This is a genomic window from Klebsiella sp. GL120222-02, assembly GCF_003097195.1.
In the GTDB taxonomy this organism is placed as follows: domain Bacteria; phylum Pseudomonadota; class Gammaproteobacteria; order Enterobacterales; family Enterobacteriaceae; genus Klebsiella; species Klebsiella variicola.
On sequence record NZ_QEQO01000006.1, the window covers coordinates 279,323 to 294,935 of the forward strand.

At 56.3% G+C, this 15,613-nt stretch carries 15 protein-coding genes and 1 other annotated feature; of the genes, 5 read left to right on the forward strand and 10 right to left on the reverse strand.

Features of this window, described 5'->3' with window-relative positions; all coding sequences use genetic code 11:
• Positions 1-144 precede the first annotated feature (144 nt).
• Both ibpB and ibpA read right to left on the reverse strand, forming a co-directional pair.
• A complete protein-coding gene (gene ibpB, locus N438_RS18980) occupies positions 145-573 on the reverse strand; it encodes a small heat shock chaperone IbpB (protein ID WP_008806750.1) in 429 nt (142 codons plus the stop codon).
• Between the two features lie 116 nt (positions 574-689).
• Positions 690-1,103 (reverse strand): small heat shock chaperone IbpA, encoded by a 414-nt coding sequence (gene ibpA, locus N438_RS18985; RefSeq protein WP_004151523.1) that lies wholly within the window; start codon positions 1,101-1,103, stop codon positions 690-692.
• Positions 1,097-1,172, reverse strand: a sequence feature (ROSE (Repression Of Heat Shock gene Expression) occurs in the 5'-region of heat shock genes and acts as an RNA thermometer to modulate expression.). It overlaps the preceding gene by 7 nt.
• Before the next feature lie 245 nt (positions 1,173-1,417).
• Between ibpA and N438_RS18990 the strand changes: the two genes are divergently transcribed.
• Positions 1,418-1,750 carry a YceK/YidQ family lipoprotein gene (locus N438_RS18990; RefSeq protein ID WP_004151524.1) on the forward strand — a complete coding sequence of 111 codons (333 nt, stop codon included), beginning with the start codon at positions 1,418-1,420 and terminating at the stop codon, positions 1,748-1,750.
• A gap of 1 nt (position 1,751) precedes the next feature.
• On the opposite strand, the gene N438_RS18995 is transcribed toward N438_RS18990, so the two are convergent.
• The 8 genes from N438_RS18995 to dnaA form a co-directional block, all read right to left on the reverse strand.
• Positions 1,752-2,978 carry a DUF3748 domain-containing protein gene (locus tag N438_RS18995; protein WP_016162020.1) on the reverse strand — a complete coding sequence of 409 codons (1,227 nt, stop codon included), beginning with the start codon at positions 2,976-2,978 and terminating at the stop codon, positions 1,752-1,754.
• Positions 2,979-3,055: 77 nt separating this feature from the next.
• On the reverse strand, positions 3,056-4,189 hold the full coding sequence (locus N438_RS19000) for a BamA/TamA family outer membrane protein (protein WP_008806748.1): 1,134 nt from the start codon (positions 4,187-4,189) through the stop codon (positions 3,056-3,058).
• Entirely contained in the window at positions 4,186-5,268 is a 1,083-nt protein-coding gene (locus N438_RS19005) for a hypothetical protein (RefSeq protein WP_116696417.1), read from the reverse strand. The genes N438_RS19000 and N438_RS19005 overlap by 4 nt, the downstream gene beginning before the upstream one ends.
• A gap of 149 nt (positions 5,269-5,417) precedes the next feature.
• Complete coding sequence (gene yidA, locus N438_RS19010) at positions 5,418-6,230, reverse strand: sugar-phosphatase (protein WP_008806746.1); 813 nt, start codon at positions 6,228-6,230, stop codon at positions 5,418-5,420.
• Positions 6,231-6,430: 200 nt separating this feature from the next.
• A complete protein-coding gene (gene gyrB / locus N438_RS19015) occupies positions 6,431-8,845 on the reverse strand; it encodes a DNA topoisomerase (ATP-hydrolyzing) subunit B (RefSeq protein ID WP_012540255.1) in 2,415 nt (804 codons plus the stop codon).
• A gap of 28 nt (positions 8,846-8,873) precedes the next feature.
• Positions 8,874-9,947, reverse strand: coding sequence for a DNA replication/repair protein RecF (recF, locus tag N438_RS19020; RefSeq protein WP_116696418.1), 1,074 nt, complete (start codon positions 9,945-9,947; stop codon positions 8,874-8,876).
• Between the two features lie 146 nt (positions 9,948-10,093).
• On the reverse strand, positions 10,094-11,194 hold the full coding sequence (gene dnaN, locus N438_RS19025) for a DNA polymerase III subunit beta (RefSeq protein ID WP_042947093.1): 1,101 nt from the start codon (positions 11,192-11,194) through the stop codon (positions 10,094-10,096).
• Positions 11,195-11,198: 4 nt separating this feature from the next.
• Positions 11,199-12,602: a chromosomal replication initiator protein DnaA gene (gene dnaA, locus N438_RS19030; RefSeq protein ID WP_012540254.1), complete on the reverse strand. Its 1,404-nt coding sequence runs from the start codon at positions 12,600-12,602 to the stop codon at positions 11,199-11,201.
• A gap of 621 nt (positions 12,603-13,223) precedes the next feature.
• Here dnaA and rpmH point away from each other — a divergent pair.
• Genes rpmH through yidC form a run of 4 tightly spaced genes read left to right on the forward strand, consistent with a single transcriptional unit; the run spans position 13,224 to position 15,609 of the window.
• A complete protein-coding gene (rpmH, locus tag N438_RS19035; protein ID WP_000831330.1) occupies positions 13,224-13,364 on the forward strand; it encodes a 50S ribosomal protein L34 in 141 nt (46 codons plus the stop codon).
• A gap of 15 nt (positions 13,365-13,379) precedes the next feature.
• Entirely contained in the window at positions 13,380-13,739 is a 360-nt protein-coding gene (gene rnpA / locus N438_RS19040; protein ID WP_004151535.1) for a ribonuclease P protein component, read from the forward strand.
• Positions 13,703-13,960 carry a membrane protein insertion efficiency factor YidD gene (gene yidD, locus N438_RS19045; RefSeq protein ID WP_004151536.1) on the forward strand — a complete coding sequence of 86 codons (258 nt, stop codon included), beginning with the start codon at positions 13,703-13,705 and terminating at the stop codon, positions 13,958-13,960. Before rnpA ends, yidD begins: the two co-directional genes overlap by 37 nt.
• 2 nt (positions 13,961-13,962) lie before the next feature.
• Positions 13,963-15,609 (forward strand): membrane protein insertase YidC, encoded by a 1,647-nt coding sequence (yidC, locus tag N438_RS19050; protein WP_008806741.1) that lies wholly within the window; start codon positions 13,963-13,965, stop codon positions 15,607-15,609.
• The last annotated feature ends 4 nt before the right edge of the window (positions 15,610-15,613 follow it).

Genomic DNA, 15,613 nt, shown 5'->3' on the forward strand with positions numbered 1-15,613 from the left:
GTATCGTCCCTGTGAATAACACCATTAACTACAGGGATTATGACCGCTGCCAGGTGGGTTGTATGCCGCCTGGCGCACAATACCAGCAAACAGACCGGCACAAAAAAGCCCCGAAAAACGGGGCCTTATCAGTAGGTTACTTTATTAGCTATTTAGCGCCGGTCGTTCGCTGATGGCGATACGCTGCGGGGCAATCTGCTCAGGCTCATTGCGGGTCAGATCGATATGCAGCAGGCCATTGGTGAAGGTCGCGCCAGAGACCTCCATGTTGTCGGCGAGGGTGAAGCTCAGGCTGAAGGCCTGGCTCACCAGCCCCTGGTGCAGCCATGTGGTCTCTTTTTCCGGCTGCTGCGGCGTGCCTTTCACCACCAGACGGGTGCCTTCCAGTTGAATATCCAGATCTTCCTGACGGAAACCGGCCAGCGCAAGGGTAATGCGATAGTGGTTATCGTCGCTTTTTTCGATGTTATAGGGCGGGAAGCTCTGGCTTTCACCGGCGGTTTGCAGGGCGTTGGCCAGTTTGTCAAAACCGATCCATTGACGCAGCAGGGGGGATAAATCGTAGTTACGCATAGTGTTTTCTCCTTCTAAGAAGCGAGTGAATACCTGCGAATTTTGTAAATTCGCATCTGCTCCCTGACGGCGAGCAGGTTGTTACATCAGGCCGCCACGCGGCCTGAAACGGACAATTAGTTGATTTCGATGCGGCGCGGCTTGTTCGCTTCCGGGATCACGCGTTCCAGATCGATATACAGCAGGCCGTTCACCAGGTTGGCGCCGCGGACGTGAATATTTTCCGCCAGCTGGAATTTGCGCTCGAAGTTGCGCTCGGCGATCCCCTGATACAGGTAGGTCCGCTCTTTCTGCTCGGCGGCGTGGGCGCCTTTGACGATCAGCAGATTGTCCTGGGCCGTGATCTCCAGCTCGCTTTCAGCAAAGCCAGCCACCGCGATAGCGATGCGATAGTGGTTTTCGTCTACCAGCTCGACGTTATACGGAGGGTAGCCGCCGTTGCTCTGGCTTTGATTGTTTTCCAGCAGGTTGAACAGGCGGTCGAAACCAATGGCTGAACGATATAGCGGGGAAAGATCGAAGTTACGCATAGTAAATAGCTCCTGAAAATCAGCGAGAATCAAATGACCTTCCATCGTGGACAGGCCGCGGTAATCCGGAATACCCCTCAGGCGTATTCTCAGTGGGTTACACCTATAAAATGGGTTTCTCCCCGTGCTTTTCAAGGGATTGAGGGCGAATTTTTTTGCAGTTTGCCGATGATTGCTTAGACTGGGGGGAGGAGCACAAAAAGCAAAGTGCGATGCCCGCCACAGTGCGGCGCAATAACGCTATGCATTCACGGGTTGGCCCGATATAACCGCTGGAAGGTTATCTCAACGCCCGAAACGACGATGGAAGAACAATGAAAAGCAGACGACTGTTAAAGCTGGTCCTGTTCAGCGGGATAATAAGCCTGAGCGGTTGCTCCAGCGTAATGTCACATACCGGTGGCAAAGAGGGAACCTATCCGGGCACGCGATCCAGTGCGCAAACGCTGGGAGACAGCGATACCAACTGGGGTGTGAAATCACTGGTGGCGCTGGACATGCCGTTCACCGCCGTCATGGATACCCTGCTGCTGCCGTGGGATATGTTCCGCACCGACAGCTCAATCAAATCACGGGTCGAAAAAAGCGAGAAGGCCACGCTGGCGACCAACTCGGTGATACCGCCAGCGCCGATGCCTGCCCAGTAAGTTATCGTCCGGTCTGTGTGACCCACAGCTGGCGATAACCGTCCACCTCCTCCATCCAGGCAATCTGTTTACCGTCTGGCGAAAAGACGATCGCATCAGCCGAGGGCGCATGCGCATGCACCTTGGTTAAAAAGGTGATATCGCCTGTGCCGGCATGGCAGCAGGCAATCCGATCCTCCAGCACAAAGCCCAGCCACTCTCCTGATGGATGCCAGTTAAACGCCGACTGGATACCCGACGCATGATACGTCAACTGACGCGGCTCGCCCCCCTGCGGTGAAATAAGCCACAGCTGCACCACGCCGGCGTCATCGCACATCAGAAAGGCTATCGCCGTCGCCTGGGGATTGGCGCGCACCCAGTGGCGCGGGACGTTCACCAGTCCCGGGTAGCGGCGATGGTGGGTGAAGGTCAAACGACGCTGACTGACGCCCGCCGGCGGCGCCGGCATTGTGGTTGCGGTACCGGCCAGCGGCGCCCCGCCAGGCTGCTTCCAGCCGGCTTCATCCTGCGGCAGATCGACAATAAACAGCTCAGGCACTTTATCGCCATTTTCCGCCAGGGTATCGCCAATAAACGCCAGCGCATGGTTCCCGACCCAGCCCTCTTCATAGGCGCGATTAATCTCATCGCTGCCTGGCACGGGAGTCGGTGTCGTGCGGCTTACCAGCACGCACCAGTGGCTGCCGCTATATTCGCGCGGATGCTTTCCCTGCGGCGTCACCGGCCCATATGGCGCCGCCACGCCGACGTTGCGCAAGTCCAGCGCCGGGTCGCGCTCGTGCAGCACGTGGTCGTTATAGGTAAAGCTGACGAACTGACCGTTGGGGCTATAGACATGGACGTGGCTGCCGCCGCGCAGCGCGCCGGGCGTGTAAGGGGCGGTAATGTCCATGGCGTCCAGATTCTCGACGGCCCCCTGAAAGGCCACCACCCCGCGGCGATGATGAAAATCATACTGCCACTGCGCATCCGGCTGCTCGGGGCCATGAATAAACACATAGCGCTCCTGGGTTGGATGCACGGTCACCACGCCAACGCGCGCGCCTTGCGTGGCATGATAGACGGTCTCCACAGTACCGCTGTTTACGTTCACTCGCTCAATGGTTTCACCGGTGAACGACGCGCCGGACGGGCGGACGTCGAACACCAGCCACTGGCTGTCGGGGGTCCAGGTGCGGGTGTTAGTGAGCTGGTGGTTGCGAGGGGCAAAGGTAACTTGTTTCATGGCGTGCTGACCGGGACGATATAAGAGTGGCGTTAGCATACCGCAATCCGCGCGGGGTTGAATGCCCGACAATGTGCTTAAAACGCTTCTCCAACCTGGAAATAGAACCCGCTGCTGCCTTTGCCGATGCCGTAATCAAGACGGATATTGACCCGCGGCTTGAACTCGAAACGATAGCCAACGCCGCCGGTAGGCAGCCAGCGGCCATTGTTCAGCGATGACAGCGACGGCCCCATGGTTCCCGCCCCGACCCAGGCCACAATCCCGTGCCGCCAGGTGAGCTGCCGACGGTATTCCAGTTGGCTGCTAACGACGTTTTTATCCCGGTAGCGCCCCTGATAGTAGCCGCGCATCCGCTCGTCGCTGCCCAGCAGGGGCATCATGCTCCACGGTACATCCCCTTGGGTGAAGGCGCCATCGGCCTCCCAGGCGAGCACGCTTTTCTCGCTCAGGGCATGATAATGACTATAGTGCAGCTGAAATTCATCAAAACGGGTATCGCTGCCTAACCCGGGGGCGTAATGGGTGTAGCGGAAGTTGGCATACTGGCCCCGGCGCGGGTTGGGGACAAAGTCGCGATCGTCCCAGTTGATATCGATGCTGGCGCCAGAGCTGAATACCGACGGTCCCTGTGGGGTACTTTCTATTTTCGGTAAATCGTCGTGGTCCATCTCATCGGCATTCTGCGCCGCCAGCGACCACCCCGCGCCGAGATAAACATTGTCGATCAGTTGCCGGTAGATTGTCGGGCGCAGGGTCAGCACCTGGGCGGTATATTTTTCCTTCTCGTTGTCTTTATCTCCGGCGTGAAAACCCTGCCCCCAGTAGTAAGTCGGGGTATTGGCCATCGACCCTTCAACAAATACGCGCCACAGATCGTTGTCGAAAAAGGCGTAGTTTTTCACGCTGAGGCCAAACGCGCCGGTGGAGCTGGCGTAGCCGCTGAGCGTCAGGGTGGAATTCTGGCTGGTGGTATCCTGCGGATCGGGGCGATACATGCCGACGACCGCGGTGCCGATGCCCAGCCCCAGCTCCGGCGTATAGAACGGACCGGGCATCACGCCCCAGTCGATGCCTTTGCTGGCGTCGAACTTATCGCTGGCGCCGAGATGCTGCAGCCAGCCGTCGATTTTCTCGCGGCTGAGCGTCTCGGCCTGGCTGCAGATCGGGTAGGTTAACAGCAGCAGAAAAAGGATAAACAGTCGGCTCAAAAGCGATACTCACCGGCGATAAAAAAACTGTTACGTTCGGCAAAGCCAAACTCGGTAGTAATATTGAAATGCTGCGTCAGCTCGTACTGCGCGCCCACCAGTACGTTCCACGGCGACTGTAAATGCTGTTTCACATCGAAGCGGCCGTTATTGTCCTGATTGGCCAGATTGACCATATTTTGCAGCATCGGCGACGGCATTGAGAGATCGTTAAGGCTGCCCTTAAACTCCTGCTGCACATCCTGATACATGCTGCCGACCCACAGGTTCAGCTTTCCGGCGGGGAGATGCAGCGTATCGACCGATGGCGTATTAAAACGATAGCCTACGCGCGGCGAAAAGGTAAACGCGTCGATGCTACCGTCGAGGATATCAAAGCGCGTCTGGGTGTAGTTGGCGTCGAACACCGTAAACCAGTTGCCGACGCCGCCCACCAGGGTGGTGCCCATCCCGTAGGTGGTGCCTTTAAAATCGAGACGAAAGTCGAGATCCTGCATCCCCGGCAGGGGGACCACTTTACCATTCGGCCCCTTCAGGCCGACGGCAATCTGCGAAATCGAATGTCCTTCGGTGTGTCCGACGAGGCCATAAACGTTCATAAATGGCAGCAGCCAGGCATCCAGCTTAAGCGTCTCGGTTTTGCTGCTTTCCCGCGTATTACCGACGCCAATCTGGAAGGCGTTATCCAGCGAGACCGGCCCATTAGCGAAAATGTTATTCACGGCGTGTTTGCAGACAGGATCCTTACCGCAATCGATGTTACGGCCATGCAGCGACAGCCCGGTGAAGTTAATGCTGTCGACATTAATATTCTGCCGCATATCCATATAGTTCATGCTGACGCCGAACGGCAGCGGCAGGACGTAGCCGCGTTTTCTGGCCTCATCGCCTAAAAAAGGCAATATCGCGGTTGGTTCCGCTACTGCGGTCTCGGTTTTGACCGGCGCAGACAGATCCGCCGGTTCTGCGCCGTGATAGGCGTATACCGGCTCAAGCGGCGCCGTTGGTTCCGCGGCCACGCAAATCTGTACAGAGGCGAATGGCAGCGCAACCAACATCAAACGGTGGTATATATTCATGAAAATTATGATGTTAGTGAAGCATGGCGAAAAAGAGGGCGGGTAGCTTATAGAATCCCCTGTACGGAATAAGGGATTTAAATGCGGATTAACATCTGTTCATGAAAAAAGAGAAGATCGGCCCGGACAACGCCGGGCCTGAAGAACGCTTACGCTAAAACGTATTTTTCAATGGCGAAGGCGACGCCATCTTCGAGGTTAGATTTGGTGATGAAGTTCGCCGCTTCTTTGACCGCGGGAATGGCGTTATCCATCGCCACGCCGACGCCGGCAAACTCAATCATCGCGATATCATTTTCCTGATCGCCAATCGCCATAATCTCTTCCGGTTTGATACCCAGCGCATCGGCCAGGGACTTCACGCCAGTGCCTTTATTGACGCGTTTATCCAGAATTTCGAGGAAGTACGGCGCACTTTTCAGCACGGTGTACTTCTCTTTCACTTCCGCCGGGATACGGGCGATGGCCTTATCCAGGATCGCCGGCTCATCGATCATCATCACCTTCAGCAGCTGGATCTCAGGGTCCATTTTTTCCGCTTCACAGAACACCAGTGGGATGGTCGCCACGTAGGATTCGTGGACGGTGTAGTAGCTGATATCGCGGTTCGCGGTGTAGAGCGTGTTGCGATCGAGCGCGTGGAAGTGAGAGCCAACCTCGCGGGAGAGCTGCTCGAGGAAACGATAGTCGTCATAGCTTAGCGCGGTTTGCGCAACGGTACTGCCGTCACCGGCCTTCTGCACCAGCGCGCCATTGTAGGTAATGCAGTAATCACCCGGCTGCTCCATATGCAGCTCTTTCAGATAGCTGTGGACGCCAGCGTAAGGGCGACCAGTGGTCAGCACCACGTTGACACCCCGCTCGCGCGCCGCGGCGATGGCGGCTTTCACCGCAGGAGAGATGGTATGGTCTGGCAGCAGCAGCGTGCCGTCCATATCGATTGCAATCAGTTTAATAGCCATAGGATCCCCGGGTAAGATGAGTCTTCCCTCATGCTAACGCGATTCCGCTCAAAAAACAGTAAAAGTGTCGGGCAGAAAGGGGGATGGAAGCGGGGGCGAAAAATCCCCTTTTAGCAGCAAAAAAAAGCCCGGTCACGCGATGCGACCGGGCTTATACATCCTGTTGCCCCGGTAAAACGCGTTACCGGGAAATACGCGACTTAAATATCGATATTCGCCGCTTTCAGGGCGTTCTCTTCGATAAAGGCGCGACGCGGCTCAACGGCATCGCCCATCAGGGTGGTGAACAGCTGGTCGGCAGCGATCGCATCCTTAACGGTTACGCGCAGCATGCGGCGGCTGTCCGGATCCATGGTGGTTTCCCACAGCTGATCCGGGTTCATCTCGCCCAGACCTTTATAGCGCTGGATGGAGAGACCGCGACGGGACTCCTTCACCAGCCAGTCTAGGGCCTGCTCGAAGCTGGCTACCGGCTGACGGCGTTCGCCGCGCTCGATGTAGGCATCTTCTTCCATCAGGCCGCGCAGTTTCTCGCCCAGGGTGCAGATACGGCGATATTCCGGCCCCATGATGAACTCGTTATCCAGCGGATAGTCGGTATCCACCCCGTGGGTACGGACGCGGATAATCGGCTCAAACTGCTGCAATTCACTGTTCTCGCGGACATCAAATTTCCACTGGCTGCCGTGCTGCTCTTTCTCATTCAGCTCGGAAACCAGGGTGTTCACCCAGCGGGTTACCTTCTGCTCGTCAGCCAGATCGGCCTCGGTCAGGGTCGGCTGATAGATAAGCTCTTTCAGCATCGCTTTCGGGAAGCGGCGCTCCATGCGGCCAATCATTTTCTGGGTGGCGTTGAACTCGGCAACCAGTTTTTCCAGCGGTTCGCCCGCCAGCGCCGGCGCATTGGCGTTGGTGTGCAGGGTCGCACCGTCAAGAGCGATAGCGATCTGATACTGATCCATCGCTTCGTCGTCTTTAATGTACTGTTCCTGCTTGCCTTTCTTCACTTTGTACAGCGGCGGCTGGGCAATGTAGACATGGCCGCGTTCGACGATTTCCGGCATCTGACGGTAGAAGAAGGTCAACAGCAGGGTACGAATGTGCGAGCCGTCGACGTCCGCATCGGTCATGATGATGATGCTGTGATAGCGCAGTTTATCCGGGTTGTACTCATCGCGGCCGATGCCGCAGCCAAGGGCGGTGATCAGCGTCGCCACTTCCTGGGAAGAGAGCATTTTATCGAAGCGGGCTTTCTCAACGTTGAGGATTTTACCCTTCAGCGGCAGGATCGCCTGGTTCTTACGGTTACGACCCTGTTTAGCAGAGCCGCCCGCGGAGTCCCCTTCCACGAGGTACAGTTCAGACAGCGCCGGGTCGCGTTCCTGGCAATCCGCCAGTTTGCCCGGCAGGCCTGCCAGATCCAGCGCGCCTTTACGGCGGGTCATTTCACGGGCGCGACGTGCGGCCTCACGGGCGCGCGCGGCGTCAATAATTTTGCCGACCACGATTTTGGCATCGGATGGGTTTTCCAGCAGGTATTCGCTCAGCAGTTCGTTCATCTGCTGTTCTACCGCAGACTTCACCTCAGAGGAGACCAGCTTGTCTTTGGTCTGTGAGGAGAATTTCGGATCCGGTACTTTCACCGATACCACGGCGATCAGACCTTCACGCGCGTCGTCGCCGGTGGCGCTGACTTTCGCTTTTTTGCTGTAGCCTTCTTTATCCATGTAGGCGTTGAGGGTACGGGTCATCGCCGCGCGGAAGCCCGCCAGGTGAGTACCGCCGTCACGCTGCGGAATGTTGTTGGTAAAGCAGTAGATGTTTTCCTGGAAACCGTCGTTCCACTGCAGCGCCACTTCCACGCCGATACCGTCTTTTTCGGTGGAGAAATAGAAGATATTCGGATGGATCGGCGTTTTGTTCTTGTTGAGATACTCAACGAACGCCTTGATGCCGCCTTCGTAGTGGAAATGATCTTCTTTGCCGTCGCGCTTATCGCGCAGGCGGATAGAGACCCCTGAGTTCAGGAACGACAGCTCGCGCAGACGTTTCGCCAGGATGTCATATTCGAATTCAGTAACGTTGGTGAAGGTTTCATGGCTCGGCCAGAAACGCACCATGGTGCCGGTTTTATCGGTCTCGCCGGTCACCGCCAGCGGCGCCTGCGGTACACCGTGCACATAAATCTGTTTGTGGACTTTGTTATCGCGCTGGATAACCAGCTCCAGCTTCTGCGACAGGGCGTTAACCACCGAGACGCCTACGCCGTGCAGACCGCCGGACACTTTATAGGAGTTATCATCAAATTTACCGCCGGCGTGCAGGACGGTCATGATAACTTCCGCTGCGGAGACGCCCTCTTCCGGGTGAATGCCGGTTGGGATGCCGCGACCGTCATCCTGTACGGAGACGGAGTTATCGCTGTGGATGGTGACAACGATATCTTTGCAGTAACCCGCGAGCGCTTCGTCGATAGCGTTATCCACAACCTCGAATACCATGTGGTGCAGACCGGTGCCGTCATCCGTGTCGCCGATATACATACCCGGGCGCTTACGCACCGCATCCAGCCCTTTCAGGACTTTGATACTGGAGGAGTCATAAGAATTCGACATCAACGTTTCTCGCTCATTTAATCTTGGGTTAATCCGTTATTTTACCTTTTTCCACGCGGAACATCTTCGAATTTTTGTCCGACATGTCCATAACGTGTTCAGCGCTGATCGCGCTGACGAAAACCTGCGACTGCGTCGCTTTCAGGCGGCTGGATAACAGACCGCGGCGGGCATCATCAAGTTCCGAGGCAAAATCATCTATCAGGTACAGGCAGCGCCGCCCGCTGACGCGGGTGAGGAACTCACCTTGCGCCAGACGCAGGGCGCACATCAGCAGCTTAAGCTGCCCGCGCGACAAGGTATCTTCCACCGGCGCCCCGTCGGCGCGAATACGGAAATCCGCTTTATGCGGGCCGTGGGCGGTGTAGGTTAACATTCTGTCGCGCTCGAAATTCCGCTCCAGCACCTCCGCGTAGTCGGTCTCTTTTTCCCAACCGCGCTGGAAAGAGAAGGTGAGCGTGAATTCCGGTAAAAATTGCTGACAAGTATCCGCCATGTCTTCGGCGATAGCGGCGCTGTATTCGGCACGCCAGCGGCTGATTTGTTCCGCCAGCGGAATGAGTTCCAGATCCCACGGTCGCAGCTGAGCATAGCGGCTGACCTGACGCAGCGCGGCATTGCGCTGCTTGACCAGGCGCTTCAGGTTGCTCCAGGCGGTGAAGAATCCGGCTTCGTTATGAAAACATCCCCAATCGAGGAATGCTCTTCTGTATTTGGGGCCGCCATTGAGTAAAGTAAACCCCTCCGGCGTGATCAGCTGCATCGGCATCAGGTGCGCCAGCTCCGCCACTTTGTGGCCGTCAGTGCCGTCGATGCGCACCTTGCTGTCGCCCTGTTTGTCTTTGGTCAGGCCGATGGCGGTTTCCCGCTCTTCGCCCTGCAGGCGGCCGTGCAGGACAAAAGCCTCCTGCTCGTGGCGGATCACCCGGCCAATTTGCAAACTACGAAACGCCCGGCCATGACCGAGCGTATAGATAGCTTCCAGCACGCTGGTTTTGCCGCTGCCGTTCGCGCCAACCAGGAAGTTAAAGCCGGGAGATAAAGCGAGATCCGCGCTTTCAATATTGCGGAAGTCTTTGATGAGCAAGCGCGTCAGTGACATATCAGCGTTCTTTGGGCCAGGGCGTTATCGGCGCAGCCAGTTTCAACGCGGACTGCGCGCAGACCCTGGAGCGTACACGAAGTACGTGACAGGGGCGAGCACAGCCCAGGTTGAAAATGGCAAGTAAGATAGCCCGATATTTTCCACTACAATCTCATAGGCATGACGACATAGGCTGCGGATTGCGAAGCCGCATCCTCAATCTGCACGCTCGACACCGAATCCGTCAGCAGAATGCGCACATTCTCGCATTTCAGCGCATTGAGCACATCCAGCACGTAGCTAACGTTGAAGCCAATCTCCATCTCCGTTCCGGCGTAGGTCACGTCAAGGATCTCTTCCGCCTCTTCCTGCTCCGGGTTGTTAGCGGTGATTTTCAGCTGATTTTCGCTGACGTACAGCCGCACGCCGCGGAATTTCTCGTTCGAGAGGATTGCCGCGCGGGCGAAGGCCTGCTTGAGAATGTCACAGCCAGCATCGAGATGTTTATCCGGATTTTTCGGCAATACGCGGCGATAATCCGGGAAACGGCCATCAACCAGCTTCGACGTAAAGATAAAATCGCCCACATGAGCGCGGATATTGTTGCTGCCAATCTGCACGCGCAGCGGGGTATCGCCGCCGTCGAGCATCCGCATCAACTCAATCACCCCTTTACGCGGCACGATCACCGAATGGTTCGGCAGCGACGTTTCCAGCGGCATCGAACAGACCGCCAGGCGGTGACCATCGGTGGCCACCGTGCGCAGTTCGCTGCCTTCGGTTTCAAACAGCATGCCGTTTAAGTAATAACGAACATCCTGGTGCGCCATCGAGAACTGAGTGGCTTCGATCAGACGCTTCATGGTCGCCTGCGGCAGGGTAAATTCCACTTCGCTCTGCCAGTCATCCAGATTCGGGAAATCGGCAGCAGGCAGCGTCGACAGCGAGAAGCGGCTGCGGCCGGAACGCACCAGCATCCGATCGCCTTCCAGCTGAACCGCGATCTCCGCGCCTTCCGGCAGGCCGCGGCAGATATCAAAGAATTTACGCGCCGGAACGGTCGTTGCGCCCGCTTCGTGCGGCTGAACCAGCGCCACGCGCGCCACCATCTCCATTTCAAGATCGGTACCGGTCAGCGACAGCGCGCCGTCCGCGACCTGAAGCAGCAGGTTACCGAGAATGGGCAGCGTCGGACGACCACCTAACGGACCGCTCACCTGTTGCAGCGGTTTTAATAAATGTTCACGTTCTACGGTAAATTTCATAGCGTCACGAGGATAATGTTCTGATTAAATTGGAAAAATCTTCTTTAATGTCGTGGCTTTCTTCACGCAACTGCTCAATCTTACGGCAGGCGTGCAGCACGGTGGTATGGTCGCGGCCGCCAAACGCATCGCCGATTTCCGGCAGGCTGTGGTTGGTCAGCTCTTTGGCCAGCGCCATCGCCATCTGGCGAGGACGCGCCACCGAACGGGAGCGGCGCTTGGACAGCAGATCCGCTACCTTAATCTTGTAGTACTCCGCCACCGTCTTTTGAATATTGTCGATGGTGACCAGTTTTTCCTGCAGCGCCAACAGATCGCGCAGCGCTTCGCGCACGAAATCGATGGTGATCGCCCGGCCGGTGAAGTTGGCGTTGGCGATAACGCGGTTCAGCGCCCCCTCCAGCTCACGCACGTTTGAGCGCAGTCGCTTGGCAATAAAGAACGCCACTTCGCCCGGCAGGCGAATGTCGTTTTCATCGGCTTTTTTCATCAGGATCGCGACGCGGGTTTCCAGCTCCGGCGGCTCGATCGCCACCGTCAGACCCCAGCCGAAGCGGGATTTCAGACGATCTTCTACGCCGTTGATCTCTTTTGGATAACGATCCGACGTCAGGATGATCTGCTGATTACCTTCCAGCAGGGCATTGAAGGTGTGGAAAAACTCTTCCTGGGATCGCTCTTTATTAGCAAAGAACTGAATGTCATCGATCAGCAGGGCGTCAACGGATCGGTAGTAGCGTTTAAACTCTTCGATGGCGTTGTTTTGCAGCGCTTTGACCATGTCCTGGACGAAACGCTCGGAGTGCATATAGACCACTTTGGCGTTCGGCTTACGCGCCACAATGCCGTTACCCACCGCGTGCAACAGGTGGGTTTTCCCCAGACCGGTGCCGCCATAAAGGAACAGTGGGTTGTAGGCCCCGCCCGGGTTATCCGCCACCTGACGCGCCGCCGCGCGGGCCAGCTGGTTAGATTTACCTTCGACGAAGTTATCAAACGTGTGTTTCACGTTAACGTTAGAGCGGTAGGTCGGCTCCGCTGGCGCCGGGACATTATCCCAGCCTGGGCGCACGATCGTCGGCGCCACGCGCGCGGTCTGCACCTGCGCCGCCGGAATGGCCGCCGCAGCCGGGCTTACCGCTCCTTTCTGCAGCGAGCTGGCTGGCTTAGCACCCACCTCAAAACGCAGCTGCGGGGCATCAGCACCGCAAAAGTCATTGAGGAGTCCATTGATATTATTGAGGTATTTGTCCCTTACCCAGTCGAGCACAAAACGGTTTGGCGCATACAGTGCCAGCGTGTTATCGCTCAGTTCCGCCTGCAATGGGCGGATCCACATGCTGAATTCTGTGGCTGGTAACTCATCCTGCAATCGGGCAAGACACTGCTGCCAAAGCGAAAGTGACACGGCGGACTCCACTCGAACATAAAATCGATATCAAAGAAAAACAGAAACAATCATGATTGTTGGCACACGTCGACAAGACCCTGCATTAGCCGAAAAGCCCCTGCACAAAAGGGGTGACGTGCGAACCGCTATCTGCGGTTATTACCCGTTGCGGATCCGTGGATCGCGATCGGGACCGGGGATCATAGCCTAAACTGAGAAAGAGATCTTGTGTTTCTCAACAGATTCTTCCCGATTTATCCACAGGAAGGATCGAAACCGGGTAAGTGTAATCGATCCTGGGGAGAGTGAAGCACGATTTCCGCCGCATATTGGAAAAATTAATGAGCTATGCTGGTTTTGGGTGGAAACGATCTAACAAAGATCCTTCAGGATCCTTGCGCTTTACTGGCCAGGCCGTATAATCCCCCACCCGGCGCGTAATGCCCGTTTTCGTCACGCGTCTCAGCTTATTTTTTGTGCGACGAGGTGCGAGAAATAAGGAAAGAGAATTGACTCCGGAGTGTACAATTATTACAATCCGGCCTCTTTAATCACCCACGCTGAGGCGTAAGTCGTTCGAAGTTCGTTCGGGTCTACGCAAAAGTCAGTGAATTTATTCAAGTTTAGGTAGAAATCGCCATGAAACGCACTTTTCAACCGTCTGTACTGAAGCGCAACCGTTCTCACGGCTTCCGTGCTCGTATGGCTACTAAAAATGGTCGTCAGGTTCTGGCACGTCGTCGTGCTAAAGGCCGCGCTCGTCTGACCGTTTCCAAGTAATAAAGCTAACCCTGCGTGGTTAAGCTCGCATTTCCCAGGGAGTTACGCTTGTTAACTCCCAGTCATTTCACTTTCGTCTTCCAGCAGCCACAACGGGCTGGCACGCCGCAAATCACCATCCTCGGCCGCCTGAATTCGCTGGGGCATCCCCGCATCGGTCTCACCGTCGCCAAGAAAAACGTGAAACGCGCACATGAACGCAATCGGATTAAACGTCTGACGCGTGAAAGTTTTCGTTTGCGTCAACATGAACTCCCGCCAATGGATTTCGTGGTGGTGGCGAAAAGAGGGGTTGCCGACCTCGATAACCGTGCTCTCTCGGAAGCGTTGGAAAAATTATGGCGCCGCCATTGTCGCCTGGCTCGCGGGTCCTGATCGGCCTGATTAGAGTTTATCAGCGCCTGATTAGTCCGCTACTCGGGCCGCATTGTCGTTTCACCCCAACCTGTTCTCAATACGGAATTGAGGCCTTACGCAGGTTTGGTGTGATAAAAGGCAGTTGGTTGACAATGAAACGCGTATTAAAATGCCACCCTTTACACCCTGGTGGTGACGATCCCGTCCCGCCTGGACCATTTGATACCAGAGAACACTAACGATGGATTCGCAACGCAATCTTCTTATCATCGCTTTGTTGTTCGTGTCTTTCATGATCTGGCAAGCCTGGGAGCAGGACAAAAATCCGCAGCCCCAGCAGCAGACCACGCAGACTACGACCACAGCAGCGGGTAGCGCCGCCGACCAGGGCGTACCGGCCAGTGGCCAGGGGAAACTGATTACGGTTAAAACCGACGTGCTTGAACTGACTATCAACACCAACGGTGGCGATATTGAGCAGGCGCTGCTTCTGGCGTATCCAAAAACGCTGAAGTCGACCGAACCGTTCCAGTTACTGGAAACCACGCCGCAGTTTGTCTACCAGGCGCAGAGCGGCTTAACCGGCCGTGACGGTCCGGATAACCCGGCGAATGGCCCGCGTCCGCTGTACAGCGTCGATAAAGAGGCGTTTGTGCTGGCAGATGGCCAGGATGAAATCGTCATTCCGCTGACCTACACCGACAAAGCCGGCAACGTCTTCACCAAAACCTTCACCCTGAAACGTGGCGGCTATGCGGTGAACGTGGGTTACAGCGTGCAGAACGCCAGCGAGAAGCCTCTGGAAGTCTCGACCTTCGGTCAGTTGAAGCAGACCGCGGCGCTGCCGACCAGTCGCGATACGCAGACCGGCGGCCTGTCCACGATGCATACTTTCCGTGGCGCAGCGTTCTCGACTTCAGATACGAAATACGAAAAATATAAATTCGATACCATTCTGGACAACGAAAACCTGAACGTCAGCACCAAGAACGGTTGGGTTGCCATGCTGCAGCAGTACTTCACCACCGCGTGGGTGCCGCAGAATAATGGAACGAATAACTTCTACACCGCTAACCTCGGCAACGGCATTGTGGCTATTGGCTACAAATCGCAGCCGGTACTGGTGCAGCCTGGTCAAACCGACAAACTGCAGAGCGTGCTGTGGGTCGGCCCGGCTATTCAGGACAAAATGGCTGCCGTTGCGCCGCACCTGGATCTGACCGTCGACTACGGCTGGCTGTGGTTCATCTCCCAACCGCTGTTTAAGCTGCTGAAATTCATCCACAGCTTCCTCGGCAACTGGGGCTTCTCGATCATCGTTATCACCTTTATCGTTCGTGGCATCATGTACCCGCTGACCAAAGCGCAGTACACCTCCATGGCGAAGATGCGTATGCTGCAGCCGAAGATTCAGGCGATGCGTGAGCGTCTGGGCGACGATAAACAACGTCAAAGCCAGGAGATGATGGCGCTGTATAAAGCGGAAAAAGTGAACCCACTGGGTGGCTGCTTCCCGCTGATTATTCAGATGCCGATCTTCCTTGCGCTGTACTACATGCTGAGCGCCTCGGTTGAACTGCGTCATGCGCCGTTTATCCTGTGGATCCACGACCTGTCTGCACAAGACCCGTACTACATCCTGCCGATCATCATGGGCGCGACCATGTTCTTCATCCAGAAGATGTCGCCAACCACCGTGACCGACCCGATGCAGCAGAAGATCATGACCTTTATGCCGGTCATCTTCACGGTGTTCTTCCTGTGGTTCCCGTCTGGCCTGGTGGTGTACTACATCGTCAGCAACCTGGTGACCATTATTCAGCAGCAGCTGATTTACCGTGGTCTGGAGAAGCGTGGCCTGCATAGCCGCGAGAAGAAGAAATCCTGATACT

What these genes read in the sequence shown, in the direction of transcription:
- yidD (WP_004151536.1), top strand. Translation starts at nt 13,703, where the DNA reads ATGGCGCCGCCATTGTCGCCTGGCTCGCGGGTCCTGATCGGCCTGATT.
- N438_RS18990 (WP_004151524.1), top strand. Translation starts at nt 1,418, where the DNA reads ATGAAAAGCAGACGACTGTTAAAGCTGGTCCTGTTCAGCGGGATAATA.
- ibpB (WP_008806750.1), bottom strand. Translation starts at nt 573, where the DNA reads ATGCGTAACTACGATTTATCCCCCCTGCTGCGTCAATGGATCGGTTTT.
- dnaN (WP_042947093.1), bottom strand. Translation starts at nt 11,194, where the DNA reads ATGAAATTTACCGTAGAACGTGAACATTTATTAAAACCGCTGCAACAG.
- yidC (WP_008806741.1), top strand. Translation starts at nt 13,963, where the DNA reads ATGGATTCGCAACGCAATCTTCTTATCATCGCTTTGTTGTTCGTGTCT.
- gyrB (WP_012540255.1), bottom strand. Translation starts at nt 8,845, where the DNA reads ATGTCGAATTCTTATGACTCCTCCAGTATCAAAGTCCTGAAAGGGCTG.
- ibpA (WP_004151523.1), bottom strand. Translation starts at nt 1,103, where the DNA reads ATGCGTAACTTCGATCTTTCCCCGCTATATCGTTCAGCCATTGGTTTC.
- yidA (WP_008806746.1), bottom strand. Translation starts at nt 6,230, where the DNA reads ATGGCTATTAAACTGATTGCAATCGATATGGACGGCACGCTGCTGCTG.
- recF (WP_116696418.1), bottom strand. Translation starts at nt 9,947, where the DNA reads ATGTCACTGACGCGCTTGCTCATCAAAGACTTCCGCAATATTGAAAGC.
- rpmH (WP_000831330.1), top strand. Translation starts at nt 13,224, where the DNA reads ATGAAACGCACTTTTCAACCGTCTGTACTGAAGCGCAACCGTTCTCAC.
- N438_RS19005 (WP_116696417.1), bottom strand. Translation starts at nt 5,268, where the DNA reads ATGAATATATACCACCGTTTGATGTTGGTTGCGCTGCCATTCGCCTCT.
- N438_RS18995 (WP_016162020.1), bottom strand. Translation starts at nt 2,978, where the DNA reads ATGAAACAAGTTACCTTTGCCCCTCGCAACCACCAGCTCACTAACACC.